Below are 16,797 nucleotides of genomic sequence, written 5' to 3'. Positions count from 1 at the left end.
TCCTTCGGGAAAATTAAGATGGCTTCATGAAAATACTACACCTAGACAGCAACCACAACTTACTCCTAAACCAACTCAACGAGTTGGGTTATACCAATCATGAAGATTATACCTCTTCCAAATTGGAGGTACTCGAAAAGATTTCAGACTATGATGGTATTATCATCCGGAGTCGCTTTTCGATTGATAAGGAATTTCTGGACAAGGCTTCAAATTTAAAGTTCATTGGACGTGTAGGTGCGGGCTTGGAAAATATAGATTGTGACTATGCTGAAGAAAAAGGCGTTTACCTCATCTCAGCTCCCGAAGGCAACCGCAATGCCGTGGGCGAACACAGTTTAGGGCTATTACTTTCGTTATTCAACAAACTCAATAAAGCAGACCGTGAAGTCCGAAATGGGCGTTGGTATCGCGAAGCCAACAGAGGTATAGAGTTAGACGGCAAAACCGTTGGGCTTATTGGTTATGGCAATATGGGAAAGGCATTTGCCAAGAAGCTTCGAGGGTTTGATGCGGAGGTGCTGTGCTACGACATTAAAGATAATGTAGGTGATGAAAACGCAAAGCAAGTAACATTGACTGAGCTTCAAACTAAAGCGGATGTCTTAAGCCTTCATACACCACAAACCCCAAAAACCGTCGGAATGGTGAATGCTGAGTTTATTTCAAACTTTAAAAAACCCTTCTGGTTGATTAATACCGCCCGTGGGAAATCGGTAGTGACTTCAGACTTGGTTGACGCTTTAAAATCGGGTGAAATTTTGGGTGCTGGACTCGATGTTTTGGAATACGAAAAAACATCCTTTGAAGATTTATTTACTTCCGACGTTATGCCAGAAGCCTTTCAATTTTTCATAAAAGCAGAGAACGTCATCTTAACACCTCATGTCGCTGGTTGGACCGAAGAAAGCAAAATAAAACTCGCACAAACCATTGTGGATAAAATAAAAGCGAAATTTTGCTAACTTTAAGGGTTTATAACAATGATTGACTTATGCAGTACAAAGCCAATTCGCCCGAAGAGTATATCAGCCAAACGCCAGAGGAGCGTCACGATGCTTTAAAGAAATTACGCAAAACCATCAATGATAATTTGCCAAAAGGATTTGAGGAAGGTATTCAATATGGAATGATTGGCTATTACGTGCCACATAGCAAATATCCCGACGGTTACCATTGCAAACCCGAAGAGCCTTTACCGTTTATGAGTTTCGCTTCACAAAAAAACTCTGTAAACTTATACCACAGTGGTATTTATGCTAAAAAAGAATTGCATGATTGGTTTGTAAATGAATACCCGAAACACGCCTCCCGAAAACTGGATATGGGTAAATGTTGTATCCGGTTTAAGAAAGTGGATGATATTCCGTTTGAATTAATCGGGGAGCTCTGCACCAAAATGAGTTGTGATGACTGGATTTCAACTTATGAATCAGCGATTAAGAAATAATAACTTAAAACAAGTCTTCCCTTTGGGAAAAATATAATGTTTAATTAATGAGATTCCTGCCTTCGCAGGAACTAAAGATGAAAAAAAGAGTCACAGGCATCGGCGGTTTGTTCTTTAAAAGCACCGACCCTAACGCATCAAAAGCATGGTATAAAAAACACTTGGGGTTTAATACCGACGATTACGGCTGTACGTTTTGGTGGAAAGATAAAGACGGTAATGATTGCTCTACGCAATGGAGCCCGTTTGCCAAGGATACGGAATACTATAAACCATCGGGTAAGGATTTTATGGTTAACTATCGGGTTGAAAACCTAGTAGAACTGCTCAAGGTTTTAAAGGACGAAGGTGTTACCATTGTTGGAGAGATGGAAGAATACGACTACGGAAAGTTTGGTTGGATTATGGATAACGATGGCAACAAAATAGAACTTTGGGAACCCGTAGATAAAGCCTTTTTGTAACAATAGATATTAAACTCATACCTGTAAAATAAAAACCAACTATGTCTGACGATAACAAAAATTTAGGCGACGACCTCAACGATATGTTGGGCGACGCAAAGGAATCTGCAAAAAAGGCTTCTGAACAAGCCAAAGAATTTGCAAGTGAAGCTAAAGAGAAAGCTTCTGAATTTTCTAAGGATGCACAAAGCAGTGCTAAAGAGTTTAGTGAAAGTGCCAAAGAAACATTCTCTAGTGAAAACAAGAAGGTATTGGCTGGCGTTTTGGCTATACTCTTGGGTGGATTAGGTATTCATAAGTTTATATTGGGCTACACTAAAGAAGGTATTATTATTTTGGTTGCAACGATTATATTATCTATTATAACCTGTGGTATTTTTAGTGGTGCACTCTGGATTCTTGGACTTATAGAAGGTATTATTTACCTTACCAAAACCGATGAAGAGTTTTATAATACATATCAAGTAGGCCATAAGCCTTGGTTCTAAAACTGTAAAGCCAGAGGTATCGACTCTGGCTTTTCTTTCAATTTAATCTATCGTAATATTGCAATATTACGATAGATATTCTATATTTGCCTTAAACACTAATCTTATGGGCGCTTCAAAACTCAATATGTATTCCAATTATCACAATGATGTAGCCTCGATTGCCAAGGTGTTTGCGCATCCGGCGCGTGTAGCCATTATTGCTTATATCAGCAAACAAGAGTCTTGTATTTGCAACGACATTGTCGAGGAAATTGGGCTGTCACAAGCTACTGTTTCACAACATTTAGAAGTCATCAACAAAGCTGGCCTCATCCGCGGAACGTTTAAAGGCACACGCAAATGTTATTGCATTAATGTTGACCGCCTTCAAGATTTAAAAGAACTTATGAATTCCTTTTTCTACACCACAGCAAAAAACTGCTGTTAAATCAATTAATATGAGACTAGACACTTTTTTAGACCTATTAAAATCTAATCCATCAAAACAACTACGTTTTAGTTATTCGCCAGAACAATTTGTAAATGCAGATTATCATATTACCGAAGTAAAGCATGTACTTATTGAAACGGTAGACTGTGGCGCACAGCAACATCAATGGCGCGAAACAGTCATTCAATTACTTGAAGCCGATACGATGGATTTACCAATTACAACTTCTGAAATGACCTGTTTTAAAGCATTGGGCATTCTGAATAAAGTTGGAAAACTTAAGCCCTTTACCATGAATTCTGAAGTAAAGTTCGAATACGGCAACCCATCATTCCATACGGCGCAACTTACAATTGGTGAGGTAAGCTATTCTGAAAATTCCATTATTGTTCATTTGGGAAGTACGGCTACAGATTGCAAAGCGAAAGATATCTGCGGTATTGAAGCACCAAAAGAAGAACCCCAAGCCATGTGTTGTGAGCCATCAAGTAACTGTTGTTAATCTATTTAGTATGAAAAATATTTTAGTTCTCTGCACAGGTAACTCCTGTCGAAGCCAAATGGCCCATGGCTATCTTAATCAATTTACTAATGATGACGTTTCCATTTATAGTGCAGGCATCGAAACCCATGGTATTAATCCTGGGGCACAGGCTATCATGAAAAAAGATGGAATTGATATCTCTAAGCACACATCCAATCATGTCGATGAATATTCCGATGTGACCTTTGATTATATTATTACCGTTTGCGACCACGCTAAGGAAAACTGCCCATTTATCCCTAGCGCCAATGCGCTGAGACTACATCATAATTTCTTTGACCCATCGAAGGTTGAGGGTACAGAAGAAGAAAAAGAAAATGCATTTTTGAAGGCCAGAGAAGAGATTAAGGGCTATTGTAAGGATTTTGTAGAAACTCATTTATAGACCATAGTCCAACGGCAAAGTATCTCCCAAACGCTGACTCCCCATAGCACCATTAAAGAACAAGGCTCGCACAGGCAAAAAATTCCCATATGCATCAACGTAAAAAGATTCGGATTGTGGGATGATATCAGATTGGGCTCTCCCTTTATATAAGATGGCTAACTTTCCGGAAAGCTTCACTTCTTTAAAATCCTCGTCCTCTGTTTGTCTAATAAAAATGTGCTCATCTTGATTTACACCTAAGCCTTTCTTAAAAACCCTATAGTTTTCAGCCTTTAAATCACCGTTGTAAAGCGACCGCATAAAATGTTGAATCGAGCCATTGAATGCCTTTTCGCGCTTTTTTAATACACGCTCTTTTTCTTCAAAGTTTTCATCTTTATATAAGGATGTTCCCGAATAAAACGTAGAAAACACGTTGAACTCCCGTCTAAATTTATCTACATAATTAAAGACCACTTCAAAATCCACCAACTCATACGTGATGGTATAACCAAGCGCCTTGTTTTCAATGTCTAAAGGTGCAACGGCACTGACGCTCAATTGTTTTTCGCGTTTATTATATCTGAGGATTAAATCGTCTTCATTAAGAATCTTACACTTATTGGCATTATTTGACGTTCCCAAAAACTGCTCTCTAAAAATTCGGAGCTTTTGCTTTCTGGTGAGACCATCGTCTGTGTTAATGACCACCTCATCCAGTTCCCCAACCTTCTCTTTTAATTCAATTTTTAAGCTTGAAAGGCCTCGGTATTTATCGATGATAATTTTTTCATAACCGAGATAAGAAATAATCAAAGGCGACTGCACCACATCTGTGTACGTAATGGAAAATTCGCCATTACTATCGGTCGTCGTCCCAATAGTGGTGTTGTTAAAATAGATTGAAACGGTTTCTAAAGGTTGCTTAGTCAGCGCATCCGTTACAACCCCTTTCAATGTCTGAGCGCTAATACAGCCTGCAACACATAAAAAAGCCGTTACAATTTGAAGTGTTTTCACTGCTGACCATATATTTTCTGCTCCAGCTCAGCCTGAAACTCTTCCATAACCGGACGTACCGTACTTTCAGGAAGGTCGGCAATTTTAATGTACATCAATCCGTCTACCGCATTATTAAATAACGGGTCCACATTAAAGGCTACTAGTTTTGCGTTTTGTTTGATGTATTTTTTTAAAAGGACTGGTAAGCGTAAGGCTCCCGGTTCAACCTCATCAATAATTTTATCGAACTTGTTTAAATCGGCTTCCGCCGCATCAAAAATAAAGTCCTTATCAGCATCCTTGAGTTTCACCTTAAATTCCTTTTTAGGATGTACGTACTGCGCCACATACGGGTCATAGTAATGTGATTTCATAAACTCAATCATCAAGCTTTTAGAGAAGTTTGAAAACTGATTGCTTATACTCACACCTCCGATTAAATAACGGTGCTCAGGGTAACGCAAAGTCGTGTGAACAATACCTTTCCAAAGTAAGAATAAAGGCATTGGTTTTTGTTGGTATTCCTTGATGATAAAAGCACGACCCATTTCTATGGACTGGCTCATCATTTTGTGTAATTCGGGCTCAAAACGGAACAAATCCTGAAGATAAAAACCATCTATACCATACTTGGCATAAATCTGAGAGCCCAAGCCCATTCGGTAGGCTCCTGCCAAAATTTTCTTTTCGTTGTCCCACAAAAACATATGATGATAGTACTCATCGAACTTATCCAAATCGGTAGCTTCATTAGTGCCTTCACCAACTTCCCTAAAGGTGATTTCACGTAGTCGGCCTATTTCACTCAGAATATTTGGAATCTCATTAGCCGAAGCTAAAAAGACTTCATAATTTTTACTACTCAATAAACGACAGTCCTTTTCTCTAAGGCCTTCAACCTCCGTTTGCATCAACCCAGAATCTATTGGAGTAACAATGCGCTTGGCAGGCTTTGGAACTTTTAAGGAGGATTGAATATTATCTAGCATTTTCGGTTTTTCAAATATCTTTGAGAGCATGTAAGTCTTTGTTCTCAAAAACTCTGTAAAATCCTTTAAATCAGTATGTTCTTGCTGGTCTTTTACACTTATCGGTTTCCCGACCCTGACCTTAATAACGCGTCTTTTCTGTGTCAGTAATTCTGAAGGCAACTTTGCTGTCCTAAACGTATCGCTGATTCTAGAAAGTCTATAAAACAGTTTTGAATTTTTAGCATGAAAATAAATTGGAACCACAGGCACTTCAGCTTTTTTAATCAGCTTCATGGCCGCTTCTTCCCAATCTTTATCCACCATCAACTTTCCATCTTTATACGTCGATACTTCTCCCGCCGGAAACAATCCTAGCGGATGGCCGTTCCGCAAATGCATAATGGCATTTTTAAATCCTGCGATACTGCTTGCCACATCCTTACGGTCTTCAAACGGATTAACAGGCATAATATAAGGCTTCATCGGCTCTATTCGGTGAAGTAGAAAGTTGGCTATAATCTTGAAGTCTTGTCGCTTTTCAACCATAAGCTTCAACAGCAAAATCCCATCGATGCCGCCAAGCGGATGGTTAGATATGGTAATGTAAGGCCCTTCTTTTGGCAAGCGATTCAGGTCTTCTTCGGGGATTTCAAAATTGATTTCAAATTCATTTAAAATGGCATCCAAAAACTCTACGTCGCTTAAGTGTTTATTACGATTGTAGATTTTATTGAGCGTAGAAATCTTAAGGACTTTCATGAGCATCCAACCGACAAACGTTCCCAAAAACCCATACTTATCAAAGTTGATGGCTTTAGCGACTTCCTTAGCGGTGACAAGACCTGTGTTAGATGATTTGCTCATTAAAACAAATGTAATGAATGTTATTTAGTTACCATTTGAACCGTTTCTTGGGCCAACTGCTTGAGTAAAACCGTTTTCCCTTTTTCTAATTCAGCAATAACCTCATCATTATAATGCCGAATAGTATAAAGACTCACATTTTTGTGATGTGTGACTTTAAATTTTGCTTTGAGATGTTGCAATAATTTTTCGAGATTGTTATAGATGTTATCTACACAAACCGAAAAGCTTATTGCCGAATTTTGAATGACATCCACCTTCATTTTATAATGATGCAATAGTTTGAATATTTCAGAAATATTCTCTTCCACGATGTATGAAAAATCCAAAGACGATAACGAAATCAAAATCTGGTTTTTCTTAACGATAAAACACGGGACTTTCGGTTCAATTGGTTGGCCTTTACTCACTTTTGTTCCATCAGCTTCAGGGTTTAAAAACGATTTCACGTATAACGGAATCTCCTTGCGCTGTAGGGGTTGAAGCGTTTTTGGATGTATGACTGAGGCACCATAAAAGGCCAACTCAATGGCTTCCCTATAACTGATTTGATTAAGCAATTGGGCGTTTTCAAAATAACGTGGGTCGGCATTCAATACGCCGGGCACATCTTTCCAAATGGTGACGCTATTAGCATTGAGCGCGTATGCAAAAATGGCCGCTGTGTAGTCACTGCCTTCACGTCCTAAACTCGTGGTAAAATTGTTACCATCACTTCCTAAAAATCCTTGGGTAATGTTAAGGGTAGAGCGGTCAAAATTTGAAATAATCTGTTCTTGCGTCATGGTCCAATCTACATTGGCCCTTCTGTAATAGTTATCTGTTTTTATGAATTCCCGGACATCTAGCCAGTTATTTTTTAGTCCTGTTTTATTTAAATACTCACTGATAATGGTGGTTGAAATCAGTTCCCCATAACCAATAACCTGGTCGTAAACGTAATTGTAATCGGGTGATTTATTCGATTTAAAGAAGCTATTCAATTCGTCAAAAAAACTCTTCACTTTAGTGAAAACCTCGTGTCTGTCGTTTTCAAAAAGTTCTAAAAGAATTTCGTTATGGTATTTGATGACTTCGTGAATGGCCGACTGCAATTCAGATTTATTTTCAAAATAATTTTTGATGACCAGCTCCATGGCATTGGTGGTTTTTCCCATTGCGGAAACGACCACTAAGGTACTTTCATGACCAGTGTTCTTGAGCACTTTTGCCAAGTTCTTTACGCCATTGGCATCTTTTACTGATGCACCACCAAATTTATATACGCGCATATTTATTTTCCCGTCCCGACGCTTCGGGAGCGGGAGTCTTGTTTTAATTAATCTTCTTTAAATAGTCATCGATTCCTGCTTCATCCAGTTGCACCACATCCCAATCTCGCATCACATTCGCTCCTTTCCTTTCATAGAATTCAATGGCAGGCTCATTCCAGTCTAAAACTTCCCAAGAGATACGTTTTACGCCTTCGGATTTACCATATTTCACAACTTCGTTCAATAATTCAGTACCTAGACCAGAACCCCGTACGGCTTTATTCACAATTAAATCTTCAAGATGTAATACCTCGCCTTTCCATGTGGAATAGCGTTTGTAGACCAAAGCCATGCCTTGCACTTCGCCATGGTCTTCAGCAACAAAGCATTTAAACTTGGGTTGGGTAGAAAAGCCATCTTCCTGAAGTTGCGCTAAAGTGACCTCAACTGCATCAGGCTCTTTTTCAAATACGGCGAGCTCAGTAATGAGTTGCAATACTCTAGGCATATCTGTAATTTTGGCATCTCTTACCATGGGTTTGTGGTTGGTTTTAAGCACCTCAAATATAGCTTAAAGTCTGGTGTAAAAACAATTTTTTGAGTTACGAAAACGATGTAGTTGAAGAAAATTATTCGATATTTGCAGGCATAAAACCAAATCACGCTTTATGTCTAAAAGAAACCAAACGCTCGGAGAATTTATTATTGAACATCAGTCGTCCTTTAAATACTCCTCCGGCGAGCTTTCTAGACTAATCAATTCCATACGATTGGCCGCCAAAGTGGTCAATCATGAAGTGAACAAAGCAGGCTTGGTAGACATTATCGGCGCCGCTGGTGATACTAATATTCAAGGTGAAGACCAGCAGAAGTTGGATGTTTATGCCAACAATAAATTTATACAAACCCTTACTAATCGAAATATTGTTTGTGGTATTGCCAGTGAGGAGGAAGATGATTTTATTTCCATCAACAGTCAGGATGAAAACCACCAAAACAAGTATGTGGTATTGATTGACCCTTTAGATGGGTCTTCAAACATTGACGTTAATGTTTCTGTCGGAACCATCTTTTCTATCTATCGCCGTGTAACACCAGTTGGCACACCAGTTACTCTCGATGACTTTCTACAGCAGGGTAACAAGCAAGTTGCTGCGGGTTACATTATTTACGGTACGTCTACCATGATTGTCTACACCACTGGTGCGGGTGTTAATGGCTTTACCTTAAACCCTGCTATTGGTACATTTTACTTATCACATCCTAATATGCAATTTCCTAAAGATGGAAAGATTTATTCCGTCAATGAGGGTAATTATATCCACTTTCCACAAGGCATTAAAAACTATATTAAGTATTGCCAAATGGAAGAAGGCGACCGTCCATACACCTCTCGCTACATTGGCTCTTTAGTCTCTGATTTTCACCGAAACATGATAAAAGGCGGTATCTACATGTACCCAAAAAGTTCGGTTAGTTCAAATGGAAAATTGCGTTTACTTTATGAATGTAATCCAATGGCATTTTTAGCTGAGCAAGCAAATGGTAAGGCTAGTGATGGATTTAACCGAATTATGGATATTCAACCTACGGAATTGCATCAACGTGTACCATTTATCTGTGGCAGTCTAAATATGGTGGAGAAGGCGGAAGCGTTTATGAGGAAAGGATAAGAAAATTTAACATTTTCATATTTGAATATCTAATTTTCAAAATGTAGATTTGTCAAAATATGACAAGTCTTATGAAAACCACATTTGGAGAATACATCCGACTTTTACGAAACGAAAACGAATTGACTTTGACTCAACTTGCGGCCAAACTGAACTTGGATTCTGCAAATTTGAGCAAAATAGAGAACGGAAAAAGAGATTTCGATGAAAAACGACTACCAAAACTATCGAAAATCTTCAAGCTCAATCTGACTGAATTACGGAATGAATATGTGACCGACCAAATTGGAAAACATATTTATGAAACCAATTGTACAAAGCAACTTTTACAAGTCGCAGAGGAAAAAGCGGAATATCGCAGAAAACTAAATAAAACACTTCAAGCACAATAAAATATGAATATAGTATCATTCTTCGCAGGAGCTGGCGGACTCGATTTAGGATTTGAAAAAGCAGGATTTAATGTTGTTTGGGCAAACGAATACGATAAAGATATTTGGGAAACATATGAGAAGAACCATAAAATCACAATACTCGACAGACGAAGTATCGTAAACATAGAGTCGAACGAAGTTCCTGAATGCGATGGAATAATTGGCGGACCACCTTGTCAAAGTTGGAGTGAAGCAGGATCTTTACGTGGAATAAATGACAAAAGAGGACAATTATTTTATGACTTCATCCGGATATTAGAAGCCAAACAGCCAAAATTCTTTCTTGCTGAAAATGTAAGTGGAATGTTATTAGAAAGACACAGCGAAGCTTTAAAAAACATTAAGCAAATGTTTAAAAATGCTGGATACAGATTATCCTTTAAGTTATTAAATGCTTCTGACTTTGATGTTCCCCAAGACCGTAAGAGAGTATTTTTTGTAGGTATTCGAGAAGACCTTGGTTTTGAATTTAAATTTCCTCAATCATTAAAAAAGAAAGTGACTCTTGAGCAGGCAATAGCTGATTTAAAAGATTCTGTAGTTCCTGCAAAACATGGAAATAAGACAAATAAAGAAAATTGTAAAATCCCAAATCACGAATATATGATTGGTGGATTCTCTTCTATGTTTATGTCAAGGAATAGAGTAAGAAGTTGGGATGAACAGTCGTTCACAATTCAAGCAGGCGGAAGACACGCACCTATTCATCCACAGGCACCAAAGATGAAATTCATTGAGCAAAATGTTCGTGTTTTTGTTCCTGGAAAAGAAGATTTATATCGTAGATTAAGTGTTAGAGAATGTGCAAGAATTCAGACTTTTCCAAATGACTTTATATTTCATTATGATAATATTTCAGCTGGATATAAAATGATTGGAAATGCGGTTCCAGTTAATCTTGCTAAACACATCGCTATAAGCATTAAATCACAAATTGAAAATGCAGAGAAGAAATTAAAAAGACCTATCAAAAAATTGGAATTAGAAAACACACTTTCATAATTTATGGCAAGCCAAACAATTAATGGTAAAGCATTTGAATATGCTCTGCTCTCTGAATTTTATGAACGTTTAAAAACAATAACAAGTGCTTCTATTACAGAAAACGAACCCTACAAAACGGCAAAAGGTTTTTTCGATGGTTTCAGCGAAAATGAACAAGATACATTTCGAATTACGGCAAGTGCTTCAATAAATTTTCTAATTGATATAGAGCCAAGACTATCGAATGGAATAAGCAAAGACGATATTTTGGTACTAGAACTTGTTAGCGACCAAGCAGGCCAAACAGGAGATGTGCGTGATGTGTTAATAATTCGTTCCTTACAGAATTGGGAAATTGGGATTTCCGCAAAAAACAATCATAGAGCAGTAAAGCATTCAAGATTATCGCAAAGAATTGACTTCGGAGATAAATGGTTGGGCGTTCCTTGTTCAAAAAGTTACTTTGACGAAATTAAACCAATCTTCGATATGCTGACAGAATTGAGAGCAATAGACAGAGCAACGAAATGGACTTCCATTGAAAATATGCATCAAGTGGTTTATATGCCAATTTTAGACGCTTTTAGAAAAGAGTTGCTTCGTTTGGATAAAGGAAATTCTAACATTGTTGCAGAAAATTTAGTTCAATATTTAATTGGGAACAAGGACTTTTACAAAGTGATTAAAAGCAAAAAGAAAGTTGAAATCCAAGCCTACAATTTCCACGGGACTCTAAACTTACCGTTTGAAAAAATAAAACCAAAAGCCAAGATTCCTAAACTAAAACTACCGACAAGATTAATCGAAATTGTTTACCAAGAAAACTCGACTACAACATTATTGGTTTCTTTGAACGAAGGTTGGCAAATATCTTTTAGAATTCATAACGCAAGCTCAAGAGTTGAACCGTCTTTAAAGTTTGACATAAATTTGGTAAGTGCACCACACACTTTATTTACAAATCATATTTTTATAAATTAAACAAAAAAGCGACACCATTGCCGGCATCGCTCTATAATAATTTCATGTAATAGTATCGCTTACTGATTCATATTTTTCATCTCATCAACGAAAGTATCTAAATCGGTTTCTTCTTCGCACAATCTAATCGCTTTATCAGCGATGTAGCCAACATTTTTGGTGTTAAACCCTAGCCCTACACAAAGCTTTTTCAATAAGTTGTGTTGTGCTGGCTCATCGATATCGTCCGCCCAAACCATTCTGGCTAAATCGTACAAACGCTCTAAACGCTCATCGTACGAATGCGGGGCATTCACAGGATGCGAGTTATAATCCTTTAAAATTTGCTTGTATTCTATTTCGGTGACATCGAGTCTCGTCGCCAAACGGTCTAAAAAAGCTTTCTCTTCATCAGTAATGACACCATCGCTCATCGCCACTCTAACGATGGCTGCAAAATGGTCTTCATTTCGTTTTTTAAAACCGCTTTCGAATAAATCTGAAATTGACATATAATCTAATTTTTTGTCTTTGTTTATGGACTGCAAATATAATTCCTTTCCAAGTTTTAACAGTCATCAGCCCTTTAAAAAGTTTTATATTTGCACCTTCAATTTACAGCTCTTGAGCAAGACATTGATTTCCCAAACCTATGCACAGGCTTTGCAACTGCAAAATCTGCAGACCGCTATTGCCCACCCACAAAGTAAGCATCATCTCAAAGGCCTTGTTGGTTCGTCGCTATCTATTGTCATATCTGAAGTATTTAAAACCGCAGACAAACCTTTTGTAGTTGTTTTTGATGATAAGGAAGAGGCCGCCTATTATTTGAATGATTTGGAACAGCTCATCAACGATAAGGATGTGTTATTCTATCCGGGAAGTTACCGCAGACCCTACCAAATTGAAGAAACCAACAATGCCAACGTGCTTTTACGCGCCGAGGTATTGAACCGTATCAACTCCCGAAAGAAACCTTCAATAATCGTTACCTATCCTGATGCTTTATTCGAAAAGGTAGTAACCAAACGAGAGCTTGAAAAGAACACTTTAAAAATTTCTATTGGAGACAATCTTTCTATCGATTTTGTAAACGAAGTGTTGTTCGATTATAAATTTAAACGTGTCGATTTTGTCACGGAACCAGGAGATTTCTCAGTGCGCGGCGGGATTGTGGATGTCTTCTCTTTTTCTCACGATGAACCTTACAGAATTGAATTTTTTGGTGATGAAGTCGATAGCATCCGCACCTTTGATGTGGAAACCCAACTCTCTACCGACAAGGTCAAAAAAATTAGCATCATCCCCAACGTTGCTAATAAATTTATAGAAGACAAGCGCGAAAGTTTTCTGAAATACATGTCGTCTAAAACTGTGGTATTTTCAAAAAATGCGGAACTCCTCTTTTCCAAGATTGATGGTTTCTATGAGAAGGCCAAAGAGGCGTTTGAGAACTTATCGAGAGATATAAAACACGCCTCGCCTGATGAGTTATTTTGTAATTCAGAAGCACTGAAGCGTCAGTTTTTGGAGTATGTGGTAGTGGAGTTTGGTTCCACTTCCTACTTCGCAAAAGTTATTGCTAGCGATTTACGAGAGAAGCAATCTGTTTCTAATGAAGAGATTGCGTCGTCACAAGTTTCTCGCAATGACAGTTCTGCCATAACATTCAATACCAAACCTCAACCGGCATTCAACAAGCAATTCAATCTCCTGATTGAAAACCTCAACGACAACCACGACAAGGGTATCACCAATTATATCGCTTGTGTCAGCGAGCAACAAGCCAAACGGTTCCATGACATTTTTGACGACCAAGACCAAACGGTTCATTACAAGACTGTGGTTTTGGCCTTATACCAAGGATTTATTGACCCTGAGCAAAACATTGCGGTATACACCGACCATCAAATTTTTGACCGTTACCACAAGTTTCATTTGAAGAATGGCTACGCTAAAAAGCAGGCCATTACACTTAAAGAACTAACCAATCTCGAAATTGGCGACTACGTCACGCACATCGACCATGGTATCGGAAAGTTTGGGGGACTTCAAAAAATAGATGTTGAAGGCAAGAAACAAGAAGCCATTAAATTGGTCTATGGAGAACGGGATATTCTCTACCTCAGTATTCATTCGCTTCATAAAATCACCAAGTTTAACGGCAAGGACGGAAAGCCACCGAAGGTTTATAAACTCGGAAGCAAAGCTTGGAAAACACTTAAGCAGAAAACCAAGTCGCGCGTTAAGGAAATTGCATTCAACCTTATAAAACTGTACGCCAAACGAAAACTAAAAAAAGGCTTTCAGTATGCCCCAGATAGCCACATGCAACATGAGCTCGAGGCTTCTTTTATTTACGAAGACACCCCAGACCAAATTACGTCTACTGCAGATATCAAAGCCGATATGGAAAGTGAACGCCCCATGGACCGATTGGTTTGTGGTGATGTCGGATTCGGAAAAACGGAAGTTGCCATCCGCGCCGCATTCAAAGCCGTAGATAATGGCAAACAAGTTGCCGTTTTAGTACCGACGACCATTTTGGCCTACCAGCATTACCGAACGTTTACTGAACGTTTGAAGGATTTTCCAGTAACTGTAGATTACGTTAACCGTTTTAGAACCGCCAAGGAAAAACGAGAAACACTTGAAGGTTTGGAAAACGGAGCCGTTGATATCATTATCGGAACGCACCAACTCGCCAATAAAAATGTAAAATTTAAAGACCTCGGATTACTCATTGTAGATGAAGAGCAAAAATTTGGCGTTGCGGTAAAGGAGCGTTTAAAAACCATTAAGGAGAATGTTGACGTTTTGACTTTGACGGCGACACCAATTCCTAGAACACTTCAATTTAGCTTAATGGCCGCTCGTGATTTATCGGTCATTACTACGCCACCACCAAATCGGTATCCGATTGAAAGTCATGTCATTCGCTTTAATGAGGAAACAATCAGAGATGCCATTAGTTACGAAATTCAGCGTGGTGGACAGATATTTTTTATCCATAATCGGATTGAAAACATCAAGGAAGTTGCGGGTATGATTCAACGTTTGGTGCCTGATGCAAAAATTGGGATTGGCCACGGTCAACTCGATGGAAAAAAACTTGAGCATTTGATGCTCGCCTTTATGAACGGTGAGTTTGATGTCCTTGTGAGTACAACCATTGTAGAAAGTGGGTTGGACGTCCCCAATGCCAATACTATTTTCATCAATAATGCAAATAATTTTGGATTGAGCGACTTACACCAAATGCGTGGACGCGTTGGCCGAAGTAACAAAAAAGCGTTCTGTTATTTTATTACGCCTGAATATTCAGCCATGACTACTGATGCAAGAAAACGTATCACAGCTCTAGAGCAGTTTACGGAACTGGGAAGCGGATTCAACATTGCCATGAAGGATTTGGAAATACGAGGTGCCGGCGATTTATTGGGTGGCGAACAGAGCGGATTTATCAATGATATTGGTTTTGATACCTATCAAAAAATATTGAATGAAGCCATTGAGGAACTCAAGGAATCTGAATTTGCCGACCTCTACAAAGACGATGGGAAACCCAAAACATACGTCAAAGACATTACCATTGACACAGATTTTGAATTGCTCTTCCCGGACGATTATGTCAACAACATTACAGAGCGTTTGAATCTCTATACAAAGTTAAACACACTAAAAACCGAAGCTGAGTTACAGCAATTTGAAGCTGAAATCGTAGACCGCTTTGGGCCATTCCCAGAACAGGTTGAAGGTTTGCTTAATAGTGTAAGACTAAAATGGATTGCCACAAAATTGGGAATAGAAAAACTGGTCATGAAGCAAAATCGTCTTATTGGATATTTCATCCAAGACCAGCAGAGCAGTTTCTATCAGAGCGACCAATTCACTAAAGTGCTACAATTTGTTCAAACACGTCCTAAAGCGGTAAAGATGAAAGAAAAGCAGACCAGAAATGGTCTTCGACTCATCATCAGCTTTTCAAATATAACTTCGGTGAAGCAGGCCTTGGATATGATGTCTCAAATATGAAGGGGCAACACCACACGCAAGTTTTTTGGTTGCTCTTGGCTACTTTGTTTATAAGCACATCAGGCGCATTGGGAAAATTTATCGCTATGCCAACGCCTGTGACCATTTGGTGGCGTTCGGCTTTGGCTGGCGTCTTTCTGCTTATCTATTGCCTCATAAAAGGCATTTCGTTAAAACTAAACGAACCCAAGGACCGCTGGCCCTTTTTTCTAAGTGCCTTTTTTATGGGTGCACATTGGGTTACCTATTTCTATAGTCTTCAAATTTCAAATGTGGCTATTGGAATGTTGTCGCTGTTTACATTTCCAATCATCACTTCGGTATTGGAACCTGCTTTTACAAAGACTAAATTCGACCCGTTTTACCTCCCTTTGGGAGCTCTTATTTTATTTGGAGTGTATTTGTTGGCTCCTGAATTCAGTTTGGAAAATGATGATTTTAAAGGCATACTTCTGGGATTGCTCTCGGCACTTTGCTACGCCTTGCGCACCTTGATTTTGAAACAACATGTGTCAAACTACAACGGAACAGCTTTGATGTTTTTTCAGGTATTGATTCTTTCTGTATTGTTGCTCCCTGCTTTATTTTTCATGGATTCTTCGGGTATCGTCATCCAATATCCGTATATACTCATTTTGGCTTTATTAACTACAGCCATTGGCCATACTATGTTTGTTTCGAGCTTACGCTATTTTAAAGTAACAACGGCGAGTATCATTGCAAGTGCCCAACCGATTTTCGGGATTATTATTGCCTTTTTATTTTTGAATGAAATTCCCGCTACAAATACCTATATTGGCGGGGCGATTATATTAACTACTGTATTAATTGAAAGTTTGAGGTCTCGCAAGGTCTGAATTGGCGTAATTATTGTT

The 16,797-nt window shown here is 38.5% G+C and carries 18 protein-coding genes; 13 read left to right on the top strand and 5 right to left on the bottom strand.

The genetic code is table 11. From position 1 onward, the window contains the following. Positions 1 to 26: 26 nt before the first annotated feature. From ACFOSX_RS04220 to ACFOSX_RS04190, 7 genes are all read left to right on the top strand, one after another. Positions 27 to 965, top strand: coding sequence for a 2-hydroxyacid dehydrogenase (locus ACFOSX_RS04220; protein WP_386097334.1), 939 nt, complete (start codon positions 27 to 29; stop codon positions 963 to 965). A gap of 29 nt (positions 966 to 994) precedes the next feature. Then, positions 995 to 1,450, top strand: coding sequence for a DUF1801 domain-containing protein (locus ACFOSX_RS04215; RefSeq protein ID WP_386097332.1), 456 nt, complete (start codon positions 995 to 997; stop codon positions 1,448 to 1,450). A 77-nt stretch (positions 1,451 to 1,527) separates the two neighbouring features. Beyond that, positions 1,528 to 1,914, top strand: coding sequence for a VOC family protein (locus ACFOSX_RS04210; RefSeq protein ID WP_386097330.1), 387 nt, complete (start codon positions 1,528 to 1,530; stop codon positions 1,912 to 1,914). A gap of 41 nt (positions 1,915 to 1,955) precedes the next feature. Next, the gene (locus tag ACFOSX_RS04205) at positions 1,956 to 2,402 is read left to right on the top strand and encodes an NINE protein (RefSeq protein WP_386097328.1); all 447 of its coding nucleotides are present in this window, start codon (positions 1,956 to 1,958) and stop codon (positions 2,400 to 2,402) included. A 58-nt stretch (positions 2,403 to 2,460) separates the two neighbouring features. Continuing rightward, positions 2,461 to 2,832, top strand: coding sequence for an ArsR/SmtB family transcription factor (locus tag ACFOSX_RS04200; protein WP_386097326.1), 372 nt, complete (start codon positions 2,461 to 2,463; stop codon positions 2,830 to 2,832). A 10-nt stretch (positions 2,833 to 2,842) separates the two neighbouring features. Next, entirely contained in the window at positions 2,843 to 3,337 is a 495-nt protein-coding gene (locus ACFOSX_RS04195) for a DUF6428 family protein (protein WP_386097324.1), read from the top strand. A gap of 10 nt (positions 3,338 to 3,347) precedes the next feature. Then, a complete protein-coding gene (locus tag ACFOSX_RS04190) occupies positions 3,348 to 3,764 on the top strand; it encodes an arsenate reductase ArsC (protein ID WP_386097322.1) in 417 nt (138 codons plus the stop codon). Here ACFOSX_RS04190 and ACFOSX_RS04185 read toward each other — a convergent pair. Genes ACFOSX_RS04185 through ACFOSX_RS04170 form a run of 4 tightly spaced genes read right to left on the bottom strand, consistent with a single transcriptional unit; the run spans position 3,759 to position 8,371 of the window. Next, positions 3,759 to 4,766: a carboxypeptidase-like regulatory domain-containing protein gene (locus tag ACFOSX_RS04185; RefSeq protein ID WP_386097320.1), complete on the bottom strand. Its 1,008-nt coding sequence runs from the start codon at positions 4,764 to 4,766 to the stop codon at positions 3,759 to 3,761. The two genes, ACFOSX_RS04190 and ACFOSX_RS04185, sit on opposite strands and share 6 nt — an antisense overlap. Then, positions 4,763 to 6,583, bottom strand: coding sequence for a GNAT family N-acyltransferase (locus ACFOSX_RS04180; protein WP_386097318.1), 1,821 nt, complete (start codon positions 6,581 to 6,583; stop codon positions 4,763 to 4,765). Before ACFOSX_RS04180 ends, ACFOSX_RS04185 begins: the two co-directional genes overlap by 4 nt. A gap of 20 nt (positions 6,584 to 6,603) precedes the next feature. Further along, positions 6,604 to 7,854 carry an aspartate kinase gene (locus tag ACFOSX_RS04175; protein ID WP_386097316.1) on the bottom strand — a complete coding sequence of 417 codons (1,251 nt, stop codon included), beginning with the start codon at positions 7,852 to 7,854 and terminating at the stop codon, positions 6,604 to 6,606. 43 nt (positions 7,855 to 7,897) lie between these two features. Next, a complete protein-coding gene (locus ACFOSX_RS04170; RefSeq protein WP_386100208.1) occupies positions 7,898 to 8,371 on the bottom strand; it encodes a GNAT family N-acetyltransferase in 474 nt (157 codons plus the stop codon). Positions 8,372 to 8,504: 133 nt separating this feature from the next. Between ACFOSX_RS04170 and fbp the strand changes: the two genes are divergently transcribed. The 4 genes from fbp to ACFOSX_RS04150 all read left to right on the top strand — a co-directional run bounded on the left by fbp (position 8,505) and on the right by ACFOSX_RS04150 (position 11,908). Further along, a complete protein-coding gene (gene fbp / locus ACFOSX_RS04165; RefSeq protein ID WP_386097314.1) occupies positions 8,505 to 9,509 on the top strand; it encodes a class 1 fructose-bisphosphatase in 1,005 nt (334 codons plus the stop codon). 71 nt (positions 9,510 to 9,580) lie between these two features. Continuing rightward, positions 9,581 to 9,901, top strand: coding sequence for a helix-turn-helix domain-containing protein (locus ACFOSX_RS04160; protein ID WP_386097312.1), 321 nt, complete (start codon positions 9,581 to 9,583; stop codon positions 9,899 to 9,901). A 3-nt stretch (positions 9,902 to 9,904) separates the two neighbouring features. After that, positions 9,905 to 10,945, top strand: a complete 1,041-nt coding sequence (locus tag ACFOSX_RS04155; RefSeq protein WP_386097310.1) for a DNA cytosine methyltransferase — start codon at positions 9,905 to 9,907, stop codon at positions 10,943 to 10,945. A 3-nt stretch (positions 10,946 to 10,948) separates the two neighbouring features. Further along, a complete protein-coding gene (locus ACFOSX_RS04150) occupies positions 10,949 to 11,908 on the top strand; it encodes a HaeIII family restriction endonuclease (RefSeq protein ID WP_386097308.1) in 960 nt (319 codons plus the stop codon). Positions 11,909 to 11,967: 59 nt separating this feature from the next. On the opposite strand, the gene ACFOSX_RS04145 is transcribed toward ACFOSX_RS04150, so the two are convergent. Further along, complete coding sequence (locus ACFOSX_RS04145; RefSeq protein WP_386097306.1) at positions 11,968 to 12,399, bottom strand: tellurite resistance TerB family protein; 432 nt, start codon at positions 12,397 to 12,399, stop codon at positions 11,968 to 11,970. A 112-nt stretch (positions 12,400 to 12,511) separates the two neighbouring features. Here ACFOSX_RS04145 and mfd point away from each other — a divergent pair, with 112 nt between their 5' ends. Beyond that, entirely contained in the window at positions 12,512 to 15,922 is a 3,411-nt protein-coding gene (mfd, locus tag ACFOSX_RS04140) for a transcription-repair coupling factor (protein ID WP_386097304.1), read from the top strand. Then, a complete protein-coding gene (locus tag ACFOSX_RS04135; protein ID WP_386097302.1) occupies positions 15,919 to 16,779 on the top strand; it encodes a DMT family transporter in 861 nt (286 codons plus the stop codon). Before mfd ends, ACFOSX_RS04135 begins: the two co-directional genes overlap by 4 nt. Positions 16,780 to 16,797: the final 18 nt, after the last annotated feature.

The organism is Winogradskyella maritima, assembly GCF_042650215.1.
In the GTDB taxonomy this organism is placed as follows: domain Bacteria; phylum Bacteroidota; class Bacteroidia; order Flavobacteriales; family Flavobacteriaceae; genus Winogradskyella; species Winogradskyella maritima.
The sequence above is the reverse complement of the archived record's forward strand: the minus strand, read 5'-3'. Positions and strand labels throughout refer to the sequence as shown.